This is a genomic window from Pseudomonas sp. PK-RTE-24, from assembly GCF_054052265.1.
Genome location: NZ_CM133224.1, coordinates 3,172,296 through 3,196,561, shown reverse-complemented (window position 1 = coordinate 3,196,561; position 24,266 = coordinate 3,172,296). Strand labels below are relative to the sequence as shown.

Here is a 24,266-nt window from a genome sequence, read left to right as displayed (position 1 = left end):
GGTCGATGTAGAACGCAAGACACCTCGGTCGGCCCCCACTCCCTTTGGGAGAGGGAACTGATTGGGGAGTGCTCAGGAAATGCGCCGAAATGATGTTGCTTTAGAGAATCCACAATCGACCCGATATTTCAGGTCGATGTAGAACGCAAGACACCTCGGTCGACCCCCTCTCCCTTTGGGAGAGGGCTGGGGTGAGGGGTAGCTTTTGACGTTACCGTTGTTTCAAGCGGTCAATGACCACGGCCAGCAACAGAATCGAACCACGAATCACATACTGATAAAACGTATCGATGTTCTTCAGGTTCATCGCATTCTCGATGATCGCCAGAATCAACACCCCGGCAATCACGTGGCGAATCATGCCGATGCCGCCACTCAACGAAACTCCGCCCAGCACGCAAGCCGAGATCACTGTCAGTTCAAAACCCTGACCAATCATCGGCTGCCCGGAAGTCATCCGCGAGGCCAGAATCACACCCGCCAGCGCACCGATCACACCGTGCACGGCGAAGATGATGATCTTGGTGCGGTCGACGTTGACGCCCGCCAGCAGCGCCGCTTCCTGGTTGCCACCGATGGCCATGGTGTTGCGCCCGTAGGTGGTGTAGTTCAGCAGCCAGCCGAAAAACAGGAAGCAGACAATGGTGATCAGGATCGGCACCGGCACACCGAACAGCTGGCCGTTACCGAAGACGAAGAACGATTCCTGCGACACACCGACCGCTTTGCCGTTGGCAAAGATATAGGCCAGACCGCGAACGATCTGCATGGTCGCCAGCGTCGTGATCAAGGCATTGACGCGCAACTTGGCAATCACGATGCCGTTGATCAGCCCGACGATCAGGCCCATCGCCAACGCCGCGCTGACCCCGAGAAATACACTGTTGGTGTCACGCATTACCACTGCCGCGACCACGCCTGCACAGGCGATCACTGAGCCGACCGAGAGGTCGAAGTGTCCGGATGCCAGGCAATAAAGCATGGTGCACGCGGCGATGCCGGTGGTGGAAATCGCCAGACCCAGGCCACGCATGTTCAGCGGCGAGAGGAAGTTGTCGATCAGCAGTGTGCAGGCGACAAAGATGCCGATCGCCGCCAGCAGCATGACCCAGTCATCGAGGAAGCGCCGCATGTCCAGCGGTTTGCGCTCGGTCGGCAGAGTTTCGTTTTGCGTAGTCATCATAGTCACCTCTCAGTTCGCCACGCCGTCAGCGCGGTGGCGCGGCAAAGCCAGTTGCAGCAGGTTGGATTCATTGGCCTGGTCGCGGCTGACTTCGCCGCGCAGAGCGCCTTCGCACAGCACCAGGATGCGGTCGGAAATGCCCATCACTTCCATCAGATCGCTGGACACCACGATCACCGAAATACCGTCGGCAGCGAGGTTATGAATGATCTGGTAGATTTCGGCCTTGGCGCCGATGTCGATGCCACGGGTCGGTTCGTCGAGCAGCAGGACTTTCATCGGCATCGATAGCCAGCGGCCGAGAATGGCCTTCTGCTGATTGCCGCCGGAAAGGAACTTGATCTGCTGGCCGGCGTGCGGGGTTTTCACTTTCAGGGCCTTGATCTGCTTGTCAGCGTTGCCCTTTTCCCACAGGCCGCGAATCAGGCAGCCGAGCCCGGAATGCGCACCGCGGGCACTGATGTTGATGTTCTCGGCAACGCTGGCCAACGGGATGATGCCTTCCTTCTTGCGGTCTTCCGGGCAGAGCAAAATGCCGGCGGCGATCGCGTCACGGGGCGAGCGCAGTTTCAGCTCATGGCCGCGCAGTTCGAGACGGCCAGCGGTGTTGCGCTCCAGGCCGCTGAGCAGGCGAAACAGCTCGGTGCGCCCTGCCCCGACCAGCCCGAACAAGCCAAGGATTTCGCCCTTGTGCGCTTCGAAACTGATCGGCTCACGCAGGCCCGGGCCGAGCAAACCATCGACCTTCAACGCCACGGCGCCACGCGGGCGATGACGGTAATCGTAGATGTCCTGAATGTCGCGACCGACCATGCAGGTCACCAGTTGATCGTGGGTCAACTGGCTCATGTCGTCGAATGTACGTACGTAGCGGCCGTCCTTGAACACAGTGACGGCGTCGCAAATGCGGAAGACTTCTTCCATGCGATGGGAAACGTAGAGCACCACTTTGCCTTCGTCGCGCAGGCGCCCGATGATCGCCATCAAGCGATCGATCTCGCGCGCCGAGAGGCTGCTGGTCGGTTCGTCGAAAGCGATGACGTGAGCGCCGCGCGACAGCGCTTTGGCGATTTCCACCAGTTGCCGCTGACCCAGCGACAAGCGTCCGACCTTGGTTTGCGGATCGATTTCGTCCGCCAGCCCCTTCAGGCAATTCAAGGCTTTCTGGCGCAGCTCACTGCGATTGATCAGGCCGAAACTGGCCGGCAGATGGCCAAGAAACAGGTTTTCGGCCACGGTCATTTCCGGGACCAGATGCAGTTCCTGGTGAATCACCGCGACGCCGCTGCCGATGCTGTCAGCGGTGGACTTGAACGCCATCGCCTGCTCGCCGATCTGCAGCTCGCCGCTGCTCGGAATGTAAGCACCACCGAGAATCTTCAGCAGGGTCGATTTGCCCGCGCCGTTCTCGCCCATCAGGGCATGAACCTGGCCGGGGTGGGCGACGAAGCTGATGCCGTCGAGCGCTTTCACGCCGGGAAAGGTCTTGCCGATCCCGTTGAAGCGCAGGCTGCCGTTGGCGCCGTGTTGTTCTTGTGTCTGTACTTGCGCGTGCATAAAGCCACCTCTTCACACCGAAAAACGGCCCGGCTGCCCGGGCCGTCGCTGCCTCAGTTCCACAAGCCGATTTTTTCCAGCTCTTGCTTGAAGTTTTCGCGGGTGATCAGGGTGACGTCATCCATGGCGGTGTACTTCGGCGGCTCTTTGCCGGCGGTGATCCACTCGTACATCATCTCGGCAGTCTTGTAGCCTTCGATGTGCGGGCTTGGCAGCATCGAACCGAAGAAGCCGCTGTTAGGCTTTTTCAACTCGCCGATGGCGTCGGTGCCGTTGATGCCGATGCCGATCACGTTGCTCGCGGCAAACCCGGCCGCTTCGGTGGCGCGCACGCCGCCGAGCACGGTGTTGTCGTTCATGCCGCCGATGATCAGGTTTTTCGCCGCGCTCGGCAGTTTCACCAGCGCCGAGTTGGTGGCGTCCATGCTGCCCGGTACGTCGAGGGTTTTCAGCGCGGCGAAGAGGATGTGGTCCTCCGGCATGCCGGCCTTCTTCAGGGCATCGACCGAACCGTCGGTGCGCTTCTTGCCGGTGTCGAGTTCGTTGTAGGTGTTGACCACCGCGTAGGTGTCTTTCCAGTCCCAGTTACGCTTTTTCGCTTCGGCGGCCATCGCGGCGCCCTGCTTCTGGCCCACTTCAAACGCGGCCATGCCCAGGTACGGCACGTCTTCCATGAATTTGCCGTTGGCGTCGACAAAACGGTCGTCGACGGCAATCACTTTCAAGTCGTTGATCTTGGCTTTGGCCATGATGGCAGGGCCGAGGGACACGTCAGGCGGGCAGATCACAAAACCCTTGGCGCCGTTCGCGGCCAGGCTGTCGATGGCCGAGAGGGTCTTCTCGCCATCCGGCACCGCGATCTTGATCAGTTCAAAGCCTTTGTCCTTGGCGGCTTTTTCGGCAAAAGCCCATTCGGTCTGGAACCACGGTTCTTCGGCCTGCTTGACCAGAAAACCGATCTTCACCGCGTCGGCGGCGAGCAGCGCACTGCTCAGGCTGAACGCAGTGACCGCCAGGGCAGTGCTGCACAGGGTACGAATCCCGAAACGACGTTTCATCAGATGACTCCTTGTTATTTTTTTTGAGCAAGGTTTGAAAAGCGTTGAAGCGTGTTCTCAGTGAAGCTGTTTGAAAATAGTCATATCGTATGATGATTGGATTTCAAGCGTAGTTCAGCGCTGGAAATCCGTTTTATTCAGTCGTGGTACATCACCGAGCGGCCGCCATCGATGGTGATGCACGAAGCATTGATAAACGGTGCCTCATCGCTGGCCAGAAACACCGCCGTCATCGCCACTTCGATCGGCTGGCCGATGCGCTTGGGCGGGTGCAGGTCAAAGGCGCGCTGCCGCTCGGCGTGCGGATCGGCAAAGCCATTCCAGTAATCGACGTTCAGCTGCGTTTCGATGTAGCCCGGTGCGATGGCGTTGACGCGAATGCCTTTGGCCGCGTATTCGATGCCGAGTGCACGGGTCAGGCCGAGCAAGCCGTGCTTGGCCACCGGGTACGGAAAGCAGCCGGGAATGATGTGGCTGGAATGGGTCGAGGCGATGTTGATGATGCTGCCCACGCCCTGCTCGAGCATCTGCGGCAGCACCGCTTTGCAGCCATACCAGGCGCCGTCCAGATCGATGGCGAAGCAGCGGCGCCAGTCTTCTTCGGTCATCTGCAAAGGATCGCGGAACACATTGACCCCGGCGCAGTTGACCAGCACATCGATGCGGCCATGCAATTCCACGGCGCGTCGGGCCAGGGCATGCAGATCCTGCTGATTCGATACGTCGACCTTGAGCGCCTGCACGTCATGGCCCTGATCGCGCCAGTAAGCGGCGACCTGCTCGACCTTGTCGGCCTGAATGTCGCTGATGAGTAATCTGGCTTGCTGCGCGGCGAAGGCGGCGACAATCGCTTCGCCGATGCCCTGAGCGGCCCCGGTCAGCAGCACGACCTTGTTTTTCAGGCGCTCGCCTTTCGGCGGGGCCGACACTTGCGGCAATGTCAGCGCTTCAGCCATGGCTCAGGCCTCCTGCACGCAGGCGCAAAAAAACCGGCCATCGGTCGATGTCCGGTTTTGACGGCTGGGGAAAACAGACAGGCAAGCGTCGTCAACGGCATTGAGCCGTGACGAAAGGCGGATCCCGCTTGCGCGGGCAACAAGAATTCGCTGCATCACTTCACCTGTTTTGTTCTTTTTAAGTGTGAGTGCGTGTTACTGCTGGAGCCGACTATAAACCCGACCGCCAAATAATCTCAATATATAATTTTGCATCCCATATTTTGGGATCTAGCCAGCAAAACGCGTACAGAGTTTTCCTGAAACGTCGACGCGCATGCTCAGCACCGCGCCATCCAATGGATGATTCAGTGGACTCTTGGCGCTGGTGATGAATAAGGTTTTCAAGTCTTCGCCACCGAAAACGCAACTGGTCGGGCGACTGACCGGCAAATCGATTTTGCGCTCGACCTGCCCGTCCGGCGTCAGGCGCAACAGGCAACTGCCGTCCCAGCGTGCATTCCACACGTAGCCTTCGGCGTCCATCGCCGAGCCATCGGGACCACCGTGTTGATCGGACGAGTAGAACACCTGCGGAGCATCGAGACTGCCGTCGGTGCGGATGAAATATCGATTGAGCGTGCTGTCGAGACTTTCACCAAACAGCAGCGTGGTGCCGTCGTCACTCCACAGCAGGGTGTTGGGGATGCCCAGGCCGAGCAGCAGCGGTGTGACGCGTTGATCGGGATCGATACGGAACAGGCCGCCGGAACGGCGCGCCAGCGGCAGATCCTCGCCGTGCTCGCCGATGTTGTTCTGCATGGTGCCCAACCACAACCGGCCCAAGGCATCGCAACGGGCTTCGTTGGGGCGGTTGCCCGGTTGCGGGTCGGCGACACAGAACAGCGTCAAACGTGGCTCGAGGCCGGGCGAATCGAGATCGAGGCGGTAGACACCACTGCTCAATGTCACCAGCGCATCGCCGCTGGCGCAGGGAATGAAGGCGGAGATGTGCTCGGGCATCTGCCAGATCTGCACGTTCTGACCAATCAGGCGCAACGCTTGTTTACCGGCGATATCGACCCAGTAAAGCGCTTGGGTCGGCGCATCCCAGAACGGGCCTTCGCCGAGTTGCGCGCGGTGTTGGGTCAGGGCGGTGCAGGTCATCTGGAATCCTTCATGTTCTTGTTGTTTCCAATGTGGGAGCGAGCCTGCTCGCGAAGGCGGCGTGTCAGTCAATGATGATGTATCTGACCTGACGCATTCGCGAGCAGGCTCGCTCCCACAGGGGATTTTCGGTCTTAGCTGGCTTTGCGGTCCGCCATGACTTTCGGGTAAAAGCGTTTTATCGCCAGATCGGCATTGTCGATCAAGGTCATGCACGCCCACACGCCACGGGTCGAATCGCGCGCGGCGATGGCATCGGCCATGTCTTTATGGATCGGCAAGGTGCGGCGCAGTTCATCGGGGTCGGCGGCGGAGACTTCGAACGACACCGCCAGTAACGCACCGAGGGCCGGGACCATTTGTTCGATGAACTGATTATGGCTGGCGGCAAGAATGCATTCGTGGAAAGCCTGGTCGGCACGGTTGTAATCAATGCCGCTGTCGACTGCACGTTCCAGCGCATTGAAAGCCAGTTGCACCGCTTCGATCTGCTCCGGTGTCGCCCGCTCACAGGCCCAGCGCACCGCCATCGGTTCAATGGTGCGGCGCAAATCCAGCAGGTCATCGACGAAGTTTTCCGGCAACCCATTGCGCGATAGCCAACCCACCACCTGCGGATCGAACAGATTCCAGCGCCGTACTGGCAACACCCGCGTGCCGACCTTCGGTCCGACTTCGAGCATGCCTTTGGCGACGAGGGTTTTGATGGCTTCGCGAATCACCGTGCGGCTGACACCAAGCTGCTCGCCCAGATCCGCCTCGACCTTGATGGTCTGCCCCGGCTTGACCTGACCGGCTGCAATCCAGCTGCCCAGCCAGTCAACGGTCGACGCATGAAAGCTGCTGGACATGTACACCTCAAGGCGAATCGCGATGGGTACCTACGCTAATCATCATACGAATAACAGTCAATCGGATTTTTTCAGCTTGCGCAAACCATTGTGGGAGCGAGCCTGCTCGCGAAAGCGTCGTGTCAGTCAACATTGCTGGCGACTTATACAGCGCATTCGCGAGCAGGCTCGCTCCCACATTTTGATGTTGTGTCAGGGTTCCAGGCCGAAGCGAAAGAACTCGCCGCCGCTCCACACGCCCAACCAGCGCTGACCATCGATCTCGCGGCTCACCGCCAGTTCCACCAACTGGTAAAACACATTGCGGTGAATCAGCGCTTCAAGGTTGCTGCGCACATGCACATAGGGCGCAGGCTCCTGGGTCTCAGGATCGATCTCGACACGCAGCGGATGCTCAGTCCCCGCTTCGGTGGTTTCCTCGACATTGGTGGTAAAGCGCAAAACCTGCGCCTCGCCCTCGCCTTGCACGTCAACGGCAACCGCCACGAACGGCGCGTCATCGACCTTGATCCCGACCTTCTCGACCGGGGTGATCAGGAAATAATCATCGCCGTCGCGGCGGATGATGGTGGAGAACAGTTTGACCATCGGCTTGCGCCCGATCGGCGTACCCAGGTAGTACCAGGTGCCGTCACGGGCAATGCGCATGTCGATGTCGCCGCAGAAATCCGGGTTCCACAAATGCACCGGTGGCAGGCCTTTGGTCTTGGGGATCTGCCCCAGCAGGTCATTGGCTGTTTGCGGGTCACTCATGGCGTACTCCTTGATTACTGGTCGCCGATCCCCAGCAGGCTGCGTGCGTATTGCGCCAGCGGCGGACCGATGAGGTCTTCGGGTTTGGAATCATGGAACGTCAGTAAACCGCCACGACTCTTGATCCGTGCAGTATCAATCAAATACTGGGTGCTGGTCTCGATCAACATGATCTGAATCACGCCGCCATCGATACCGAGGCGATCCACGGCTTCCTGGTCCAGCCACTCGTCGGAGTTGCCGATGCGGTCATCAGCCTTGGCGAAACGTGTGTAGAGCAGGTAATGCGCCCCGGCATCACGGGCTTCGCCCATGGCTTGGTCGAGGCCTTCCGGCGCACGGGCGCGGCGGACCATCGGGAAGTATTCGACAAAGCCCTTGAAGGCTTCTTCGGCGACCACGTTCGGCCGTGGATAGGAACCACCCGGTGGCGCGAACGCGCCCTGGGCGATAAAGATGAACGAGTCCGGCTGAATGCGGAGATTGTTCACCCGGCGGCTGTCGCTATGGTCCAGAAGCCCCGCATCGCTCATGTGATAGCGAGTGCCTTCGGCCATATCGCTGACATTCATGCAGCCGCCAAGCGCCAAAACGGCCAGCAGCAAAACCAGGCTACGCATCCTATTCCTCCAGAAGCCGGTGTCGGAAAACCGGCGAATGGCCGTTGGATGCAGCTTTTGCGCCAGCTCGACAAATTCAGTGATAGAGGCATTCGCGAGCAGGCTCGCTCCCACAGGGAAATGCATTCCACTTGTGGGAGCGAGCCTGCTCGCGAAAGCGGTTCTTCAACCGCCAATAATCTTCATGACAGTAGCACCGCCAGAGAACGCCACCTCCTGTTTGTCACCCAACGCCTTGACCAGCAAACGTTGCAGCGCCGGCAACGCCTGATGACGCGGCTTGTCGAGCAGATCGCCGACATAGTGGCGGTTGCTCGACGACAGGCAGCCATGCAGCCAACCGGTCGACGAAAGGCGCAACCGCGAACAAGTGCGGCAGAACGGCACACTTTCGTTGGCGATCACCCCGAAATTGCCGCGACCGGGAATCGCATAGCGAACGGCCGTGGCGTCCACCGGTGCGTCGGTCTGGGCGTATTCATAACGTTCGCCGATCAGGCCGAGCAACTGCTCAAGGCTGACGAACTGCTGCAGGAAGGCATTGGAATCCTTGGCCAGGTGGCCCATGCGCATCAGCTCGATGAAGCGCAGTTCGATGCCGCGCTCCAGACAGTAATCAAGCAGCGGCATGACCTGATCGAGGTTCTGCCCGCGCAACGGCACCATGTTGACCTTGATCTTCATCCCGGCGGCGGCAGCCTGATCCATGCCATCGAGCACGCTGGCCAGATCGCCGCCACGAGCGATGCTGCGAAAAGCAGCGGCATCAAGAGTATCGAGGGAAACGTTGATTCGACGCAGACCGGCATCGACCAGCAGCGGCAGTTTTTTCGCGAGGAGTTGACCATTGGTGGTCAGGCTGATGTCGTCGAGGCCCATCTGGCCGACGGCAGTCATGAACGATTCGAGTTTGGGGCTGACCAGTGGCTCGCCGCCAGTGATGCGCAGGCGCTCGATGCCGGCCGCTTCGATCAGGTATTCGACGCCGCGCGCCATGGCTTCGGCCGACAGCTCATCCTGCGCAGCGACCAACCGCTTGCCGTTGGGCACGCAGTAGGTACAGGCGTAATTGCAGGCAGAGGTCAGGCTGATGCGCAGATTGCGAAAACGCCTGCCTTGACGGTCAACGATCATGAAACACTCCGGCGAAAGAAAATCGAGCGAGCAAAACTTGACTGAGAAATCAGGTTTTAGCAAGCCCTATGCCTGAGTATATTCCTGTGCTATTGCGCCATGTTGTGAAAACACGGCGCAATCAGCCCGCTGAATGACTTATGTGCTCGGGGTTTCCGGGTCGCGCTTGCGCTTGTTGCCCATGCGCACGCCGATGTCCATCAGGAACTGGAAGAAGCCTTCCTGATCTTCCAGCACGTTGCTCCAGAACGGCGAGTGATACAGCGCCACCGCGCCGTGCACCAACGCCCAGGATGCGCAGTAGTGGAAGTACGGCGGCACGTCTTCGAGCTTGCCTTCGCTGATGCGCCCCTTGATCAGCAGGGTCAGGCGTTCGAAGTTCGAGGCACGGATCTTGTGCAGTTCCTCGACCATCTCCGGCACCTGATTGCCCTTGACCACTTTCTCTTCGAGACGGTCGAACAGGCGATAGCGCTGCGGGTCGCGCATGCGGAATTCGAAGTAGGCGCGGGACAGCGCTTCCTTGTCCTTGTCGACATCGGCCGAATGCAGCAGCTCGTTCAGATCGCGCTCGTAATCGAGCATCAGGCGCAAGTAGATCTCGGCCTTGGATTTGAAGTGCTTGTAGATCGTGCCTTTGCCGATACCCACGGCATCAGCAATCATCTCGACGGTGACACTGTCTTCACCCTGGTCGAGGAACAGCTTGAGCGCGGTATCGAGAATTTCCTGCTCGCGGCGACGAAATTCACGGACCTTACGAGGTTCTTTATGCATAAGAAAAAGGTCTGAAGGGTCAAAATTCGAAGCCGCGTATTATGCCTAACTTGCGCAAAAAAGCACGGTTCATCGACCAAATCTGTGTTTCTTGTTCATTTCGAGAACGAATCGGGTGCAATGAGAACTCAACTGAAGCAAACGTATTCCAAATTTGTTTAAAAACCCCGACCCGCTCACTGGACTGCACGCCAGACTGATCAATACTTGAACTGTCGGGCGACATCTCCCCCAAGTGTCGTGCCGGTAAAGGTACCAACGGACCGCGTGCCTTTGTTTTACTCCTAATGGTCTTAACCCGGATTCACCCCCCAGAACCCGGGTTTTTTTTGCCTGCGATTTGGCCTGCGGTCATACGGCAGATTTAACACTCGCCAGCGGGAACAAGCGCTTGAAGTTTTCCGTGGTCTGCTCGGCAAAGCGCTCGTAGTTCTCACCACGCAGCATCGCCAGAAACTCCGCGACTTCGCGCACGTACTGCGGCAGGTTCGGCTTGCCGCGATACGGAATCGGCGCCAGATACGGCGAATCGGTTTCCACCAGCAGGCGATCGGCCGGCACTTTGCTCGCCACATCGCGCAGAGCGTCGGCATTGCGGAACGTGACGATGCCCGACAGGGAAATGTAATAACCCATGTCCAGCGCCGCTTTGGCCATTTCCCAGTCCTCGGTGAAGCAATGCAACACACCGGCCTGGGGCAGCGCCGCTTCGCGCAGCAGTTGGAGGGTGTCGGCACGGGCGCCGCGAGTGTGGATGATCACCGGCTTGCCGGTCTGCTGCGCCGCTTGCAGATGCAGGCGAAACGACTCCTGCTGCAACTCGGCAGCTTCCGGCTCGTAGTGATAGTCGAGACCGGTTTCGCCGATCGCCACCACTTTCGGGTGATCGAGTTCGTGCAGCAGCCAGTCCAGCGCCGGTGCGGCGCCCGGCTGCACATCCAGCGGATGCACGCCGACCGAGCAATCGACGTCGTCATAACGCTCGGCGAGGGCTTTGACGTCGGCGGCGTTGTCAGCGCTGACGCCGATGCACAGAAAATGTCCAACCCCACGCTCGCGGGCCGCAGCGAGTGCGGCATCCAGCGAGCCGTCATGGGCGGCGAGGTCGAGACGGTCAAGGTGACAATGGGAATCTACGAGCATAAAAAGGACTGCAACTTACATCGTATGAGTGGGACGGTCGGATTTCAGTGCTCCGGCCAGATGAGTTTCGATGCGACTGCGCGCGGTGTCGTCGCCGTCGTTGAACTGCACGCCGACACCGGCGGCGCGATTGCCTTGTGCGCCTTTGGGGGTGATCCAGGCGACTTTGCCGGCGACCGGAATTTTTTCCGCTTCATCCATTAGGTGCAACAGCATGAACACCTCGTCGCCCAACCGGTAGCTTTTGTTGGTCGGGATGAACAGTCCGCCATTCTTGATGAACGGCATGTAGGCGGCGTAGAGCACCGACTTGTCCTTGATGGTCAGGGACAAGATGCCGTTACGCGGCCCCGGGCTGACAGGTTCAATCATGTTCACCTCCACTGCTGATCTTCAGAGTCTAGGTACACATTCTTATCTTTGACCAGGCAATCCCACCCATTGCACCAACAATGCTTCCAGCAACAGGGCCGGATTGAGGTTGGCCTTGCTCAACACTTTCTGCCGTTGGGCGAGAATCCAATCCTGAATATCCAGCACTTTACCCTGCGGGCTTTTCTGCGCCAGGTACTGCACAACCTTGCGCATATCGGCCAGGCCGAGGCCGGCTTCGTCCTGAGTCAGTTGATAGCGCAGGATCAGGCTCGACCAGTCGCAGAACCAGTCGAACAGACGCAGCATCGGAATGCTTTTCCACTCTTCCGCCAGTTGCGTCGGCGATTGTTGTCCCTTGAGCAGCTTCTTCACGCCTTCGACCACTTGTGCACGTTGTTCACGCACACCTTGCGATTGCAGGCTGACCGCCATCAGCGGCGACCCGGCGGCGAGGGTCAGCAGTTCGACGCGCTCTTCCTCCGCGCAATCCGGCAGCGCCTGGGCCAGCCATTGCAGGCTCATCGCCTCGCCCGGCAGCGGGCAGGCCTGCTGCACGCAACGGCTCTTGATGGTTGGCAACAAACGGCTCGGCTGATGGCTGACCAATAGCAGCACGGTATCGCCGGACGGCTCTTCAAGGCTTTTGAGCAAGGCGTTGGCAGCGTTGATGTTCATCGACTCGACCGGCTCGATCAACACCACTTTGCGCCCGCCGAGCTGCGCGGTCTGCACGATGAAACTGACCAGATCACGAACCTGATCGACCTTGATCGCCTTGTCCGCCTCTTCCGGCTCCAGGATGTAATTGTCCGGATGACTGCCGGCCTTGAGCAGCAAGCAGGATTTGCACTCGCCGCACGCCTCAGGCGTAGGGCGCTGACACAGCAGGCTGGCCATCAAGCGCTCGGCCAGCGCACGCTTGCCGATCCCGGCCGGACCGTGGAGCAGGTACGCGTGAGCATGCTGACTGCGGCCGGCCAGTTGCTGCCAGAGGCTGTCCTGCCATGGATAGGCCTCAGCCACGGGCCAGCTCCAGCAAATTCGGTAGCAAGGTGTCCAGCGATTGCTGGACCTTGGCCAATGGCTGACCGGCATCGATGCGCACGTAGCGCGACGGGTCGGCTTCGGCGCGTTTCAGGAACGCATTGCGCACGTTCTCGAAAAACGCCCGGCCTTCGAGTTCGAAACGATCCAGTCGACCACGGGCACTGGCGCGGGCCAAACCGATTTCAACGGGCAGGTCGAAAATCAAGGTCAGATCGGGCCGCAAGTCGCCCTGCACGAAAGTTTCCAGGGTGGCGATGCGCTCGAGTGACAAACCACGACCGCCGCCCTGATAGGCGTATGTTGAATCGGTGAAACGATCACACAGCACCACAGCGCCACGGGCCAGCGCCGGGCGAATCACCTCTGCCAGATGCTGGGCGCGCGCGGCGAACACCAGCAACAGCTCGGCGTCCGGGTGCATCACTTCGTCGGCCGGGGTCAGCAGGACATCACGAATCCGTTCGGCCAGCGGTGTACCGCCAGGCTCACGGGTGAGCAGCACTTCGATACCGGCGGCGCGCAGGCGCTCGGCAAGGTATTCGCGATTGGTGCTCTTGCCCGCGCCTTCCGGGCCTTCCAGGGTAATAAACAAGCCAGTCACAGGCAGTCCTTCATCAAAGTCATTGCGCGTTCTGCGGTGCAGCGGCGTCCGGTTCCGGGGCTGGCGCAGGTTCTTGCGGCGGCACTTGCGGCAGCGCCTCGGGCGCGGTGTTCGGCGAGGCCGCCGGAACGGCCTCATCGGTGGCCGGCGCGGTTACTGGTGCCGGGCTGGAACGGTAATCGGCACGGCGCTTGAGCTGGTATTCACGCACTGCGTTGTTGTGCGCATCCAGATCATCGGAGAACACATGGCTGCCATCGCCACGGGCGACGAAATACAGGCTGCTGCCCTCCACCGGGTTGAGCGCAGCATGAATCGCCTCGCGCCCGACCATCGCAATCGGCGTCGGCGGCAAACCGGGAATCACGTAGGTGTTATAGGGTGTCGGTTCTTTCAGATGCGCGCGGGTCAGCTTGCCGGTGTAGCGATCGCCGAGGCCATATATCACTGTCGGATCGGTCTGCAACTGCATGCCCAGCGCCATGCGCCGTACGAACACTCCGGCAATCTGCCCGCGCTCCTGCGGAACGCCGGTCTCTTTCTCGACCAGCGAGGCCATGATCAGAGCTTGATAAGGTTCGCTGTAAGGCACATCGGCAGAACGCTGCGCCCATTCTTTGGCGAGCACTTCATCGAGACGATCAAAGGCCTTTTTCAGCAGCTCGGCATCGGACATGCCACGCACGAAGCGATAGGTATCCGGGAAAAACCGACCTTCCGGGAACAAGCCTTTGTGGCCGATCTTCGCCATCACGTCGCTGTCGCTCAGGCCATTGAGGGTCTGCTCGAGCTTGTCGTCCTTGGCCAGGGCGGCGCGCACTTGATGAAAAGTCCAGCCTTCGACCAGGGTCAGGCTGTACTGAACCACGTCGCCACGCTTCCACGAGTCGATCAGACCGTTGACGGTCATGCCCGGCTGCATGCGGTATTCGCCGCTGTGAATCGGTGTGCCGGCGAGATTGAAGCGCCAGTAGACGCGCAGCCAGAACGCGTCCTTGATGACGCCATCGGTTTCGAGTTCAAGGAAGGTACGGGTCGGTGTAGAGCCTTTCGGCACATCCAGCAGTTGTTCCTGCGGGATGTTCAGGGGCTGTTCCAGCGCCGAATGAATTTTCCAGGCGCTGGCGCCCAACAGCAGCCCTGCCAGAACCAGTCCGGTTTCCAGCAGCAGCAAAAGTTTACGTCTCACGAATCAAGCATCCAGTAGCGCGCGGGCAATGGTTTGCAGTTTACGGGTGAGCGGGCCAACCGGCCAGCTCAGTGCAGCACAGGCGCGTACCGGCCAGACGCCATAAACGCTGTTGCAGACAAACACTTCATCAGCCCATTGCAGCTGTTCGAGGCTGATATCGGCGATTTGCGTGGGGATGGCCAGCGACTCGGCCTGAAACAATATTTCCGCGCGCATCACCCCAGCGACCCCGCAGCGCTTCAAGTCGGGCGTAATCAGACCACCGTCGCGCACCAGGAAAATATTGCTGTACACACCTTCGACGACGCGCCCGGCCTGATCGAGCATCAAGCCTTCGGCATGCTCGCTGTCCTGCCATTCGGCGCGGGCGAGTACCTGCTCCAGTCGATTCAGATGTTTGAGCCCGGCCAACAACGGCTGCGTAGATAAACGCGTGTTGCAGGGAAACAGGCGGATGCCGTGCTCGGCATGGGTAGCGGGATAAGCCGCCGGCGGATTGCCTTGCAGAATACGTCGGCCCTGCGCCGCAGGATCGGGCGCATAACCGCGCAAGCCGTCGCCACGCGTGAGGATGAGCTTGAGCACGCCCTCGCCCATCGCTGCTGCATAGCTGAGCAGTTCATGGCGAACCAGCTCAAGATCGGTCGCAATGGCCAGACGCGCACAGCCATCGGCCAGGCGCGTCAGGTGCCGATCCAGCAGGACCGGCTGACCGCTGCGCACGGCAATGGTCTCGAACAGACCATCGCCGTAAGCCAGGCCGCGATCTTTCAGCGACAGCGCGTCAGCCGGTTGACCGTCGACCCAGCTGTCCATCAGCTGGCGAACCGGCGAAACGCCAGAGTGCCGTTGGTGCCGCCAAAACCGAAGGAGTTGGACAGCACGACATCGATGTCCATGTTACGCGCGGTGTGCGCAACGAAATCGAGATCGCAGCCTTCGTCCGGTTCATCAAGGTTGATGGTCGGCGGTGCCACCTGGCTGTTGATCGCCAGCACGCTGAAAATCGCTTCGACCGCGCCCGCCGCACCCAACAGGTGGCCAGTCATCGACTTGGTCGAGCTGACGGCCAGCTTGTAGGCGTGATCGCCGAACACAGACTTGATCGCATTGGCTTCGGCAAGGTCGCCGGCCGGGGTCGAGGTGCCGTGGGCGTTGATGTACTGCACTTGATCGACGTTGATTTTCGCATCACGCAGGGCATTGGTGATGCAGCGCGCGGCACCGGCGCCATCGGCGGGTGGCGAGGTCATGTGGAACGCATCGCCACTGGTGCCGAAACCGATCAGCTCGGCGTAGATCGTCGCGCCACGGGCCTTGGCGTGCTCCAGCTCTTCAAGGACCAGCGCACCGGCGCCGTCGGACAGGACAAAGCCGTCACGGCCCTTGTCCCATGGACGGCTGGCACGGGTCGGCTCGTCGTTACGGGTCGACAGCGCACGGGACGCGCCGAAGCCGCCCATGCCCAGACCGCAAGCGGCCATTTCCGCGCCGCCGGCAATCATCACGTCAGCTTCGTCGTACATGATGTTGCGCGCCGCCATGCCGATGCAGTGCGTACCGGTGGTGCACGCGGTGGCGATGGCGTAGTTGGGTCCCTGTGCGCCCAGATGGATCGACAGGAAGCCGGAAATCATATTGATGATCGAGCCAGGCACAAAGAACGGCGAGATCCGTCGCGGACCGGTCTCGTGCAGGGTGCGGCTGGTCTCTTCGATGTTGGTCAGACCGCCAATCCCCGAACCCATGGCCACGCCAATGCGTTCACGGTTGGCATCGGTGACTTCCAGACCGGCGTTGCGCACGGCTTGAAAGCCTGCGGCGAGGCCGTACTGAATGAACAGGTCGAGCTTGCGCGCTTCCTTGACCGACAGGTATTCCTCGACATTGAAGCCCTTGACCGAACCGCCGAAGCGGGTCGAATAGGCAGAAAGGTCGGTGTGTTCGATCAGACCAATGCCACTGCGGCCAGCCAGAATGCCCTGCCAACTGCTCGGCACATCCGTGCCCAGTGGCGACAACATACCCATACCGGTGACTACGACGCGTCTACGCGACACAGCACTCTCCTTTTTCAAATGACGACTTTGCATCAGGCCTAAAGAAAAAACCGCACGCCATGATGGCAGTGCGGTTTTTCCATGACAGCAAGCAACGATTACAAACTATTACGCCTGGTGGCTGGTAACGTAGTCGATTGCAGCTTGTACAGTAGTGATCTTTTCAGCTTCTTCGTCAGGGATTTCGGTCTCGAATTCCTCTTCCAGAGCCATCACCAGCTCAACGGTGTCAAGGGAGTCGGCACCCAGGTCTTCTACGAAGGAAGCGGTGTTGACCACTTCTTCTTCTTTAACACCCAGTTGCTCGGCAACGATTTTCTTGACGCGCTCTTCGATGGTGCTCATACCTTGTTTTCACTCCTAATGGACAAATTCAGGCAGCTGGCCAGTGGGTAAGTGTATAGAAAGCCTTTTCAGTTTTTCAACTGAAAGCTTCACTCCTCAAACCCTGCGGCCCTCTGCCTATAAATAGATTGCAGCTTTATAACGGATTTTAGACAGCTCGTATGACATTTTTTTGAAGCAATCCGTCACATTTTACTTACATGTACATCCCACCGTTCACCGGGATTGTAGCCCCGGTAACGTATGCCGCACCGTCGGATGCAAGAAAAGCGACCACGGACGCGATCTCTTGAGCTTGCCCCAGACGACCCAGCGGAATCTGCGTCTGCAAGGCTTCACGCTGTGCTTCAGGCAGCTCGCGGGTCATATCGGTGTCGATGAACCCTGGGGTTACCGAGTTGACCGTAATCGAACGCGAACCGACTTCACGCGCCATCGCCCGGCTGAAACCTTCCAGACCGGCCTTGGCGGCTGCATAGTTTACTTGGCCGGCGTTGCCCATGGCACCCACTACCGAGCCAATACTGATAATTCGACCCCAGCGCGCCTTGGTCATGCCACGCAAAACTCCCTTGGACAGGCGATACAGACTGTTCAAGTTGGTATCGATCACGTCGTACCACTCGTCGTCTTTCATGCGCATCATCAGGTTATCGCGGGTGATACCGGCATTATTGACCAGAATCGCCACCGGCGCACCGAACTGCTCCTGAATGCCTGCCAGCACGGCGCTGACCGATTCGTCGCTGGTGACATTGAGTTCGAAACCGGCGCCCTGGATACCGTTTTCCTTCAGGGTCGCGGCAATGCGCTCGGCGCCCGACGCGGAGGTCGCGGTGCCGACAACGATGGCGCCCTGACGACCCAGTTCCAGCGCGATGGCCTGGCCGATGCCGCGGCTTGCACCGGTAACCAGTGCAACTTTACCTTGCAGACTCATGCAAGTTTCTCCTGATTCAGGCCTGCGCTGCGCGAGCGGCAGCGAAGGCGTCTGGGGTATTGAGATTGGAAGTCGAAACGCCTTCGGCGCAACGTTTGTTCAGGCCAGCGAGGACTTTGCCCGGGCCGCATTCAACCAGATTGGTCGCGCCCTTGGCGGCCAAAGTCTGCACCGATTCAACCCAGCGCACTGGCTTGTAGAGCTGTTCGAGCAGATCGCGCTTGAGGGTTTCCAGATCGGCTGGCACTTGTGCGCTGACGTTCTGCACCACCGGGATCTGCGGCGCCTGCCAGTCGATGGCGGCGATGGATTCGGCGAAACGCTCGGCAGCCGGACGCATCAGCTCGCAGTGCGACGGCACGCTCACCGGCAATGGCATGGCGCGCTTGGCACCACGGGCCTTGCAACCCTCGATGGCGCGCTCGACGGCCGCCTTGGCACCGGCGATCACCACTTGGCCCGGCGAGTTGAAATTCACTGCGCTGACGACTTCGCCTTGCGCCGCTTCGGCGCAGGCAGCCAGCACGTCGGCATCTTCCAGGCCGAGGATCGCGGCCATGCCGCCTTGCCCGGCCGGCACCGCTTCCTGCATCAACTGGCCACGGCGCTCGACGAGCCTGACCGCGTCAGCCAGGGTCAGGCTGCCGGCGGCAACCAGCGCGCTGTATTCACCCAGGCTGTGGCCGGCGACAAACGCCGGACGCGCGCCGCCTTCGGCCAGCCACAGACGCCACAGGGCGATCGAAGCGGTCAGAATGGCTGGTTGGGTTTTGTCGGTTTGATTGAGCAGCTCTTCCGGACCCTGTTGGGTCAGTGCCCACAGGTCGTAGCCCAGCGCAGCAGAGGCTTCTTGAAAGGTTTCGAGGATCAGCGGATGTTGCGCGCCCAGCTCGGCCAGCATGCCGAGGGACTGCGAACCCTGTCCTGGAAAGACGAATGCGAGGGAAGCAGACATGTAACAAGCCCCTAATGATCTTGTCGTCGGAAAATAACGCCCCGTTGGGGACGCCAGAAACTGACAGTTTGGATGGCCCTTTGAACCGGGCGGTCACATTTAAGCATTGTCCGACGAAAACGCCTAAGACAACAGCTCCTCCAGACGACCGTGGAGACGCTCGGGGAGGTTCTCTTGAATCTCGATCAGCGCCCGTTGAATGGCACTCTGAAAGCCCTGTACCCCGGCCGATCCGTGGCTTTTCACGACGATGCCCTGCAAGCCGAGAAAGCTTGCGCCATTATGCCGCGCCGGGGCCAGGTCGGCCTGCAGACGCTTCATCAACGGCAGCGCGAGAACGCCGACAGCGCGCGAAGCGAAGTTTTTCTTGAACAAAGCCTCGATCCGCGCAGCAATCATCGTCGCCAGACCTTCGCTGGACTTGAGCAGGATGTTGCCGACGAAGCCGTCACACACCACCACATCGGCCTCGCCGCGATACAAGCCGTCGCCCTCGATAAAACCGATGTAGTTGATCCCGCGCGCAGCCTGCAACAACGTGGCGGCCAGTTTGACCTGCTGATTGCCCTTGATGTCTTCGGTGCCGATGTTCAGCAACGCAACACGTGGACGGGCAATGCCCAAAGTCTGCGCGGCCACCGAACCCATGACCGCGAACTGCAACAGGTGCTCGGCACTGCAATCGACGTTGGCGCCCAGATCGAGCAGCTGGCAATAACCGGTCTGCGTCGGAATCGCCGCGACCATGGCCGGACGATCAATGCCGGGCAATGTCTTCAGCACGAATCGTGACAAGGCCATCAACGCACCGGTATTGCCGGCGCTGACACAGGCCTGCACCTTGCCATCGCGCAGCAGTTCAAGGGCTACACGCATCGACGAATCCGGCTTGCCACGCAGGGCTTGGGCGGGTTTTTCGTCCATGGTGATGACTTCGCTCGCCGCGACAATCGTCAGGCGCGCGCGATCGGCAGCCGACTGGCCGTGGATCAGTTCTTCAAGAAGGGAGGGTTGACCGACGAGGGTCAGGTGCAGCGAGGGTGTAGCAGACAGGCAAGCGAGACTGGCCTGAACAATGCTGCGGGGACCGAAGTCCCCGCCCATTGCGTCAATCGCGATGACTTGAGCAGACAAGTGATTACTCGTCAGCGCCCTTGTCGATCACTTTACGGCCACGGTAAACGCCTTCTGGCGATACGTGGTGACGCAGGTGAACTTCACCAGTGGTTTTTTCTACAGACAGGGTGCTAGCCTCGAGAGCGTCGTGCGAACGGCGCATGTCACGGGCAGAGCGGGATTTTTTGTTCTGCTGAACAGCCATAATTGATTAACTCCTAAACGTTTGGGTCACGCTTTAACTGCGCCAATACACTGAACGGGTTGGACCGCGTTACCTCGTCCTCGCTCGGTTCGGGCTCATCTGCTCCCGCCGGCTGCTGGCATTCTTCCGGATGATGAGCAGGCACAATGGGCAAGGCGAGCAGAAGCTCCTCCTCGATCAGTGACTGCAGATCCAATGGATCTTCGCCCAGTTCCAGCACGTCATAACCTTTCGGCAACGACTGGGTATTCGCACCCTCCTTCACCACCGCGTAACTGCATTCGCTGTGGATCGGCAGGGTGACCAGCTCAAGACAACGCTGGCAAACCATTTTGACTTCGGTGTCGATAAAGCTGTGGATGACCACAGACTTACGTTCATCTCGTTCAAAAACGAATTTGGCCTGCACCGTACCGACATCGTCGGAAAGCGGGTCGCAGAGTCTCTTCAAATCGGCCAGCAGCAGTTCACCTTGAAGGGTGGTGCCACGGTCAGCCAATTTGCGCGGGTCAACGTGAGGTGGAATCGGGTCATTCAACATAGGCGCAGCATTATAGGGATGCACCCACCCATGTCAAAGGAAATTGTGCCCTGTCCGTCACTTGCGCGCCTCCGCTAGAATCCGCACCTGCCTCAGGAGACGTCCATGCTGCCTTTATTACTCGCTTCAAGCTCGACTTATCGCCGCGAATTGCTCGCCCGCCTGCACCTGCCGTTCGTCTGCAGCTCGCCGGACATCGAAGAAAGCCACCGCCCGGGCGAGTCCGCAATCGATCTGGTCAAACGTCTCGCCGAAGAAAAGGCCCGGGCCTTGGCGGACAGCCACCCTGCTCATCTGATCATTGGCTCGGATCAGGTTGCCGTCCTCGGCGAACAGATCATCGGCAAGCCGCACACCTTCGAGAAGGCTCGCGAGCAATTGATGGCGGCGAGCGGCGCGAGCGTGACCTTCCTGACCGGCCTGGCGCTGCTCAACAGCCAGACCGGGCAATGCCAGGTCGACTGCGTACCGTTTACCGTGCACATGCGCCAGCTGGATCAGGCACGCATCGAGCGCTATCTGCGCATCGAGCAACCGTACGACTGCGCCGGCAGCTTCAAGGCCGAAGGACTGGGCGTAAGCCTGTTTCAATCGACCGAAGGCCCGGATGCCACCAGCCTGATCGGCCTGCCGCTGATTCGCCTGATCGATATGTTGTTGGTCGAGGGTGTGCAAATCCCTTGAAAGCAAAAGATCGCAGCCTTCGGCAGCTCCTACACCGATTGTGCAAGAGCTGCCGTTGACCTGCGATCTTCTGACCTTGAAACGATTTACCGCAACGAAGGCCCGTGGAAACCCATCCACATCGCCAACTGCTCGGCCACGCTGGCGCCGAGCTTTTTCGAGAAGCGATCGAACGGCGATTCCTGCACGGTGAAGTCCACCAGCTCCTTCTCGCCAATCACATCACGCGCCACCGAACTGGCATTGCCCAAGCCATCGATCAGGCCTAGCGGCAGCGCCTGCTCACCCGACCAGACCAGCCCGGAAAACAGCTCCGGATGCTCTTTGTCCTTCAGACGATCGCCACGGCCCTGCTTGACGCTGTTGATGAACTGCTTGTGCGTGGTGTCCAGCACGCTTTGCCAGAATGCGGTTTCTTCAGGCTTTTGCGGCTGGAACGGATCCAGGAATGCCTTGTGCTCGCCCGAGGTATAGGTGCGGCGCTCAACCCCGAGTTTTTCCATGGTGCCAACGAAACCGTAACCCGCCGCCGTCACGCCGATCGAGCCGACCAGACTGGCCTTGTCGGCATAGATCTGATCCGCCGCGCTGGCGATGTAATAGGCGCCCGAAGCACCAAGATCGGAAATCACTGCGTAGAGCTTGATCTCCGGATGCAACCCACGCAGACGCTTGATCTCGTCATAGACATAGCCAGACTGCACCGGACTGCCACCCGGGCTATTGATGCGCAGGACCACGCCCTTGACCTTCTTGTCTTCGAACGCCGCACGCAGGCTGCCAACGATATTGTCGGCGCTGGCCGGCTCCTTGTCGGCGATTACGCCGTCGATCTCGATCAACGCCGTATAGTTCGGGCCGCGGGTGGCGGTTTTTTCCATGTCCATCAGCGGCGTGAACAGCAGCAGCGCAACAAACAGATAAACAAACGTCAGCAGCTTGAAGAAAATCCCCCAGCGCCGCGAACGGCGTTGTTCCTGGACGCCGGCCAGCAAAGTCTTTTCCAACAGCTTCCAGCTTTTCGCGTCACCGTCGTCGGCACTTGCCTTGGCCGGTGCTTTCCATTCGTCGGTCATGCCATCTACCCCAGCAAAAACGTATTAAGCCTGCTGACCCAGCCAGGCGTGCAATTCAGAAAAACGGTCGATCGACAGGCGCGGCTCGAACTGTTGCAGGGACTCGATCGATTGCGCGCCGTAACTGACCGCCACCGAATCCATCCCCGCGTTGCGTGCCATCAGCAGATCGAACGACGAATCGCCGACCATCAACGCCTGCTCCGGACGTACGCCGCAGTGCCTGACGATCTGCTCAAGCATCAGAGGGTGTGGCTTGCTGGCAGTTTCATCGGCGGCGCGGGTGATATCGAAATAATCTTCCCAGCCATTGGCCTTGAGCACCCGATCCAGTCCGCGACGGTTCTTGCCCGTCGCTACCGCCAGGTGATAACCCTGCTCGCGAAACGATGCCATCGACTCGACCACGCCCTCGAACAGCGGCGACGGCACGGCTTCGGCAGCGATGTAGTGATCGGCGTAATATTCGCGAAACGCGAGCATTTCTGCGTCGCTGATTTCGGGGTACAGCGTGCGAATCGCCTCCGGCAAGCCGAGACCGATGATGCCTTTGACAGCGAAGTCATCGCGCAGCTCGAAACCGGAACGCCCGGACGCCGAGTGCATGGCCTCGACGATCCGATGGATGGAATCGGCGAGGGTGCCGTCCCAGTCGAAAATCAGCAGCTTGTAATCAGATGGGCGCACTCAATCGCTCCACGGTCTTGGCCCACATTTCATCGACGGGCGCTTGCAGATTCAGCTTGCCGCCGTCGGGCAGCGGCACCGTCAGCATGTAAGCGTGCAGGAACAGACGCTTACCGCCCAGATCGCGGATTTCCTTGGTGAAATCCTCGTCGCCATACTTACTGTCACCGGCAATGCAATGGCCAGCATGCAAGGTGTGCACGCGAATCTGGTGGGTACGACCGGTAACCGGTTTAGCTTCGACCATGGTGGCAAAATCACCGAAGCGGCGCAGCACCTTGAACAGCGTCAGGGCTTCTTTGCCCTCGTCATTGACTTCGACCATGCGCTCGCCGGAACGCAGATTGCTCTTGAGCAGCGGAGCGCGAACCTGCTTGATCGAGGTTGCCCAGTTGCCACGGACCAGCGCCATGTAGCGCTTGTCGACGCCATCGCCGCGCAACTGCTCGTGCAGGTGGCGCAACATGCTGCGTTTTTTGGCGATCATCAGCAGGCCGGAGGTGTCACGGTCGAGACGGTGAACCAGCTCCAGTTCCTTGGCGTCGGGACGCAACTGACGAAAGGCTTCGATCACGCCGAAATTCAGCCCGCTGCCGCCATGCACCGCAATGCCGGCGGGCTTGTTGATCACGATCAGGGCTTTGTCTTCGAAGACGATCGAGGCTTCCAGGCGCTGCAACAGCCCCTGGGCCAGCGGCACCGGTTCGTCGCGCTCAGGCACGCGAACCGGCGGCACGCGCACGATATCGCCGGCCTGCAGCTTGTATTCGGGCTTGATCCGACCTTTGTTCACGCGCACTTCGCCTTTGCGCAAAATGCGGTAAATCAAGGTCTTGGGCACGCCTTTGAGCCGGGCGAGGAGAAAGTTGTCGATTCGTTGGCCGGCATACTCCGGCGAGACTTCAAGCAGTTGAACGCCTGGAGTCGAAGGGGCAGTAGTTGTCATGCCGCGGATGATAACAATTTTTATGGAATTGAAGCACTTAATCATTGCTGCTATAGTCGCGAACGCCGCCAAAAGCGGCCTGGACAGCGGAACCACGGTCAAAGACCGGCCCTGACCAACGCAATTCACCAGGGCGCGAGGCCGTCCTACGGGGCTTTCGCTACGTAACGGTGGAGTTTGCGGTTGTAACGAGCGCAGGTGACATGAGGCCTGAATTACACCGCCGGGCAGAGTTCTGACTCGCCAGGCAGGCGACATTCGAGGCCAGTTCACAAAGTGCAGTCGACTGCGAATGACCCCGAGCGATTGCTTCGGAAA

The 24,266-nt window shown here is 59.8% G+C and carries 27 protein-coding genes; 1 reads left to right on the top strand and 26 read right to left on the bottom strand.

Going from position 1 to position 24,266, the window contains the following annotated elements:
* Positions 1-211: 211 nt before the first annotated feature.
* The 23 genes from araH to ACV8MC_RS14270 all read right to left on the bottom strand — a co-directional run bounded on the left by araH (position 212) and on the right by ACV8MC_RS14270 (position 20,555).
* Positions 212-1,180, bottom strand: coding sequence for an L-arabinose ABC transporter permease AraH (gene araH / locus ACV8MC_RS14380; protein WP_056788625.1), 969 nt, complete (start codon positions 1,178-1,180; stop codon positions 212-214).
* A 12-nt stretch (positions 1,181-1,192) separates the two neighbouring features.
* Positions 1,193-2,740, bottom strand: coding sequence for an L-arabinose ABC transporter ATP-binding protein AraG (araG, locus tag ACV8MC_RS14375; RefSeq protein ID WP_310217675.1), 1,548 nt, complete (start codon positions 2,738-2,740; stop codon positions 1,193-1,195).
* A 53-nt stretch (positions 2,741-2,793) separates the two neighbouring features.
* Positions 2,794-3,798 carry a substrate-binding domain-containing protein gene (locus ACV8MC_RS14370; RefSeq protein ID WP_016770973.1) on the bottom strand — a complete coding sequence of 335 codons (1,005 nt, stop codon included), beginning with the start codon at positions 3,796-3,798 and terminating at the stop codon, positions 2,794-2,796.
* A gap of 137 nt (positions 3,799-3,935) precedes the next feature.
* Positions 3,936-4,754 carry an SDR family oxidoreductase gene (locus ACV8MC_RS14365; protein WP_457262361.1) on the bottom strand — a complete coding sequence of 273 codons (819 nt, stop codon included), beginning with the start codon at positions 4,752-4,754 and terminating at the stop codon, positions 3,936-3,938.
* Between the two features lie 270 nt (positions 4,755-5,024).
* Positions 5,025-5,900: an SMP-30/gluconolactonase/LRE family protein gene (locus ACV8MC_RS14360; RefSeq protein ID WP_457262359.1), complete on the bottom strand. Its 876-nt coding sequence runs from the start codon at positions 5,898-5,900 to the stop codon at positions 5,025-5,027.
* Positions 5,901-6,034: 134 nt separating this feature from the next.
* A complete protein-coding gene (locus ACV8MC_RS14355) occupies positions 6,035-6,751 on the bottom strand; it encodes a FadR/GntR family transcriptional regulator (protein ID WP_039760144.1) in 717 nt (238 codons plus the stop codon).
* Between the two features lie 192 nt (positions 6,752-6,943).
* Complete coding sequence (locus tag ACV8MC_RS14350; protein ID WP_375122519.1) at positions 6,944-7,504, bottom strand: DUF1285 domain-containing protein; 561 nt, start codon at positions 7,502-7,504, stop codon at positions 6,944-6,946.
* A 14-nt stretch (positions 7,505-7,518) separates the two neighbouring features.
* Entirely contained in the window at positions 7,519-8,124 is a 606-nt protein-coding gene (locus tag ACV8MC_RS14345) for a DUF4823 domain-containing protein (RefSeq protein ID WP_016770979.1), read from the bottom strand.
* Between the two features lie 165 nt (positions 8,125-8,289).
* Positions 8,290-9,258 (bottom strand): GTP 3',8-cyclase MoaA, encoded by a 969-nt coding sequence (locus ACV8MC_RS14340; protein WP_457262356.1) that lies wholly within the window; start codon positions 9,256-9,258, stop codon positions 8,290-8,292.
* Between the two features lie 138 nt (positions 9,259-9,396).
* The gene (locus ACV8MC_RS14335; RefSeq protein ID WP_016770981.1) at positions 9,397-10,035 is read right to left on the bottom strand and encodes a TetR/AcrR family transcriptional regulator; all 639 of its coding nucleotides are present in this window, start codon (positions 10,033-10,035) and stop codon (positions 9,397-9,399) included.
* A 351-nt stretch (positions 10,036-10,386) separates the two neighbouring features.
* Positions 10,387-11,178, bottom strand: coding sequence for a TatD family hydrolase (locus ACV8MC_RS14330; RefSeq protein ID WP_258707061.1), 792 nt, complete (start codon positions 11,176-11,178; stop codon positions 10,387-10,389).
* A 15-nt stretch (positions 11,179-11,193) separates the two neighbouring features.
* Complete coding sequence (locus ACV8MC_RS14325; protein ID WP_016770983.1) at positions 11,194-11,550, bottom strand: PilZ domain-containing protein; 357 nt, start codon at positions 11,548-11,550, stop codon at positions 11,194-11,196.
* 42 nt (positions 11,551-11,592) lie between these two features.
* Positions 11,593-12,576 (bottom strand): DNA polymerase III subunit delta', encoded by a 984-nt coding sequence (locus ACV8MC_RS14320; RefSeq protein ID WP_236168403.1) that lies wholly within the window; start codon positions 12,574-12,576, stop codon positions 11,593-11,595.
* Positions 12,569-13,201, bottom strand: coding sequence for a dTMP kinase (tmk, locus tag ACV8MC_RS14315; RefSeq protein ID WP_016770985.1), 633 nt, complete (start codon positions 13,199-13,201; stop codon positions 12,569-12,571). Before tmk ends, ACV8MC_RS14320 begins: the two co-directional genes overlap by 8 nt.
* A gap of 19 nt (positions 13,202-13,220) precedes the next feature.
* Positions 13,221-14,390 carry an endolytic transglycosylase MltG gene (mltG, locus tag ACV8MC_RS14310; RefSeq protein WP_457262354.1) on the bottom strand — a complete coding sequence of 390 codons (1,170 nt, stop codon included), beginning with the start codon at positions 14,388-14,390 and terminating at the stop codon, positions 13,221-13,223.
* 3 nt (positions 14,391-14,393) lie between these two features.
* Positions 14,394-15,209: an aminodeoxychorismate lyase gene (gene pabC / locus ACV8MC_RS14305; RefSeq protein WP_457262353.1), complete on the bottom strand. Its 816-nt coding sequence runs from the start codon at positions 15,207-15,209 to the stop codon at positions 14,394-14,396.
* Complete coding sequence (fabF, locus tag ACV8MC_RS14300) at positions 15,209-16,453, bottom strand: beta-ketoacyl-ACP synthase II (RefSeq protein ID WP_252868088.1); 1,245 nt, start codon at positions 16,451-16,453, stop codon at positions 15,209-15,211. Before fabF ends, pabC begins: the two co-directional genes overlap by 1 nt.
* A 108-nt stretch (positions 16,454-16,561) precedes the next feature.
* Positions 16,562-16,798, bottom strand: coding sequence for an acyl carrier protein (gene acpP, locus ACV8MC_RS14295; protein ID WP_003175607.1), 237 nt, complete (start codon positions 16,796-16,798; stop codon positions 16,562-16,564).
* Positions 16,799-16,994: 196 nt separating this feature from the next.
* Positions 16,995-17,738 (bottom strand): 3-oxoacyl-ACP reductase FabG, encoded by a 744-nt coding sequence (fabG, locus tag ACV8MC_RS14290; RefSeq protein WP_016770989.1) that lies wholly within the window; start codon positions 17,736-17,738, stop codon positions 16,995-16,997.
* 16 nt (positions 17,739-17,754) lie between these two features.
* The gene (gene fabD, locus ACV8MC_RS14285; protein ID WP_457262351.1) at positions 17,755-18,693 is read right to left on the bottom strand and encodes an ACP S-malonyltransferase; all 939 of its coding nucleotides are present in this window, start codon (positions 18,691-18,693) and stop codon (positions 17,755-17,757) included.
* 123 nt (positions 18,694-18,816) lie between these two features.
* Positions 18,817-19,827, bottom strand: a complete 1,011-nt coding sequence (gene plsX, locus ACV8MC_RS14280) for a phosphate acyltransferase PlsX (protein WP_082530305.1) — start codon at positions 19,825-19,827, stop codon at positions 18,817-18,819.
* Positions 19,828-19,831: 4 nt separating this feature from the next.
* Positions 19,832-20,014 (bottom strand): 50S ribosomal protein L32, encoded by a 183-nt coding sequence (gene rpmF / locus ACV8MC_RS14275; RefSeq protein ID WP_003179396.1) that lies wholly within the window; start codon positions 20,012-20,014, stop codon positions 19,832-19,834.
* Positions 20,015-20,027: 13 nt separating this feature from the next.
* Complete coding sequence (locus ACV8MC_RS14270; protein ID WP_003204262.1) at positions 20,028-20,555, bottom strand: YceD family protein; 528 nt, start codon at positions 20,553-20,555, stop codon at positions 20,028-20,030.
* Positions 20,556-20,660: 105 nt separating this feature from the next.
* Between ACV8MC_RS14270 and ACV8MC_RS14265 the strand changes: the two genes are divergently transcribed.
* On the top strand, positions 20,661-21,239 hold the full coding sequence (locus ACV8MC_RS14265; protein ID WP_457262348.1) for a Maf family protein: 579 nt from the start codon (positions 20,661-20,663) through the stop codon (positions 21,237-21,239).
* A gap of 86 nt (positions 21,240-21,325) precedes the next feature.
* Here ACV8MC_RS14265 and sppA read toward each other — a convergent pair whose 3' ends face one another.
* Genes sppA through rluC form a run of 3 tightly spaced genes read right to left on the bottom strand, consistent with a single transcriptional unit; the run spans position 21,326 to position 23,948 of the window.
* Positions 21,326-22,315, bottom strand: coding sequence for a signal peptide peptidase SppA (sppA, locus tag ACV8MC_RS14260; RefSeq protein ID WP_056788236.1), 990 nt, complete (start codon positions 22,313-22,315; stop codon positions 21,326-21,328).
* Positions 22,316-22,339: 24 nt separating this feature from the next.
* On the bottom strand, positions 22,340-23,002 hold the full coding sequence (locus ACV8MC_RS14255) for an HAD-IA family hydrolase (protein WP_095181622.1): 663 nt from the start codon (positions 23,000-23,002) through the stop codon (positions 22,340-22,342).
* Positions 22,989-23,948 carry a 23S rRNA pseudouridine(955/2504/2580) synthase RluC gene (gene rluC, locus ACV8MC_RS14250; protein ID WP_016770994.1) on the bottom strand — a complete coding sequence of 320 codons (960 nt, stop codon included), beginning with the start codon at positions 23,946-23,948 and terminating at the stop codon, positions 22,989-22,991. The genes ACV8MC_RS14255 and rluC overlap by 14 nt, the downstream gene beginning before the upstream one ends.
* Between the last annotated feature and the right edge of the window lie 318 nt (positions 23,949-24,266).

Bases quoted from the DNA above. Each gene is read 5' to 3' on its own strand.
- araH (WP_056788625.1), bottom strand. From the start codon at position 1,180: ATGACTACGCAAAACGAAACTCTGCCGACCGAGCGCAAACCGCTGGAC.
- araG (WP_310217675.1), bottom strand. From the start codon at position 2,740: ATGCACGCGCAAGTACAGACACAAGAACAACACGGCGCCAACGGCAGC.
- ACV8MC_RS14370 (WP_016770973.1), bottom strand. From the start codon at position 3,798: ATGAAACGTCGTTTCGGGATTCGTACCCTGTGCAGCACTGCCCTGGCG.
- ACV8MC_RS14365 (WP_457262361.1), bottom strand. From the start codon at position 4,754: ATGGCTGAAGCGCTGACATTGCCGCAAGTGTCGGCCCCGCCGAAAGGC.
- ACV8MC_RS14360 (WP_457262359.1), bottom strand. From the start codon at position 5,900: ATGACCTGCACCGCCCTGACCCAACACCGCGCGCAACTCGGCGAAGGC.
- ACV8MC_RS14355 (WP_039760144.1), bottom strand. From the start codon at position 6,751: ATGTCCAGCAGCTTTCATGCGTCGACCGTTGACTGGCTGGGCAGCTGG.
- ACV8MC_RS14350 (WP_375122519.1), bottom strand. From the start codon at position 7,504: ATGAGTGACCCGCAAACAGCCAATGACCTGCTGGGGCAGATCCCCAAG.
- ACV8MC_RS14345 (WP_016770979.1), bottom strand. From the start codon at position 8,124: ATGCGTAGCCTGGTTTTGCTGCTGGCCGTTTTGGCGCTTGGCGGCTGC.
- ACV8MC_RS14340 (WP_457262356.1), bottom strand. From the start codon at position 9,258: ATGATCGTTGACCGTCAAGGCAGGCGTTTTCGCAATCTGCGCATCAGC.
- ACV8MC_RS14335 (WP_016770981.1), bottom strand. From the start codon at position 10,035: ATGCATAAAGAACCTCGTAAGGTCCGTGAATTTCGTCGCCGCGAGCAG.
- ACV8MC_RS14330 (WP_258707061.1), bottom strand. From the start codon at position 11,178: ATGCTCGTAGATTCCCATTGTCACCTTGACCGTCTCGACCTCGCCGCC.
- ACV8MC_RS14325 (WP_016770983.1), bottom strand. From the start codon at position 11,550: ATGATTGAACCTGTCAGCCCGGGGCCGCGTAACGGCATCTTGTCCCTG.
- pabC (WP_457262353.1), bottom strand. From the start codon at position 15,209: ATGGACAGCTGGGTCGACGGTCAACCGGCTGACGCGCTGTCGCTGAAA.
- acpP (WP_003175607.1), bottom strand. From the start codon at position 16,798: ATGAGCACCATCGAAGAGCGCGTCAAGAAAATCGTTGCCGAGCAACTG.
- fabG (WP_016770989.1), bottom strand. From the start codon at position 17,738: ATGAGTCTGCAAGGTAAAGTTGCACTGGTTACCGGTGCAAGCCGCGGC.
- fabD (WP_457262351.1), bottom strand. From the start codon at position 18,693: ATGTCTGCTTCCCTCGCATTCGTCTTTCCAGGACAGGGTTCGCAGTCC.
- rpmF (WP_003179396.1), bottom strand. From the start codon at position 20,014: ATGGCTGTTCAGCAGAACAAAAAATCCCGCTCTGCCCGTGACATGCGC.
- ACV8MC_RS14270 (WP_003204262.1), bottom strand. From the start codon at position 20,555: ATGTTGAATGACCCGATTCCACCTCACGTTGACCCGCGCAAATTGGCT.
- ACV8MC_RS14265 (WP_457262348.1), top strand. From the start codon at position 20,661: ATGCTGCCTTTATTACTCGCTTCAAGCTCGACTTATCGCCGCGAATTG.
- sppA (WP_056788236.1), bottom strand. From the start codon at position 22,315: ATGACCGACGAATGGAAAGCACCGGCCAAGGCAAGTGCCGACGACGGT.
- rluC (WP_016770994.1), bottom strand. From the start codon at position 23,948: ATGACAACTACTGCCCCTTCGACTCCAGGCGTTCAACTGCTTGAAGTC.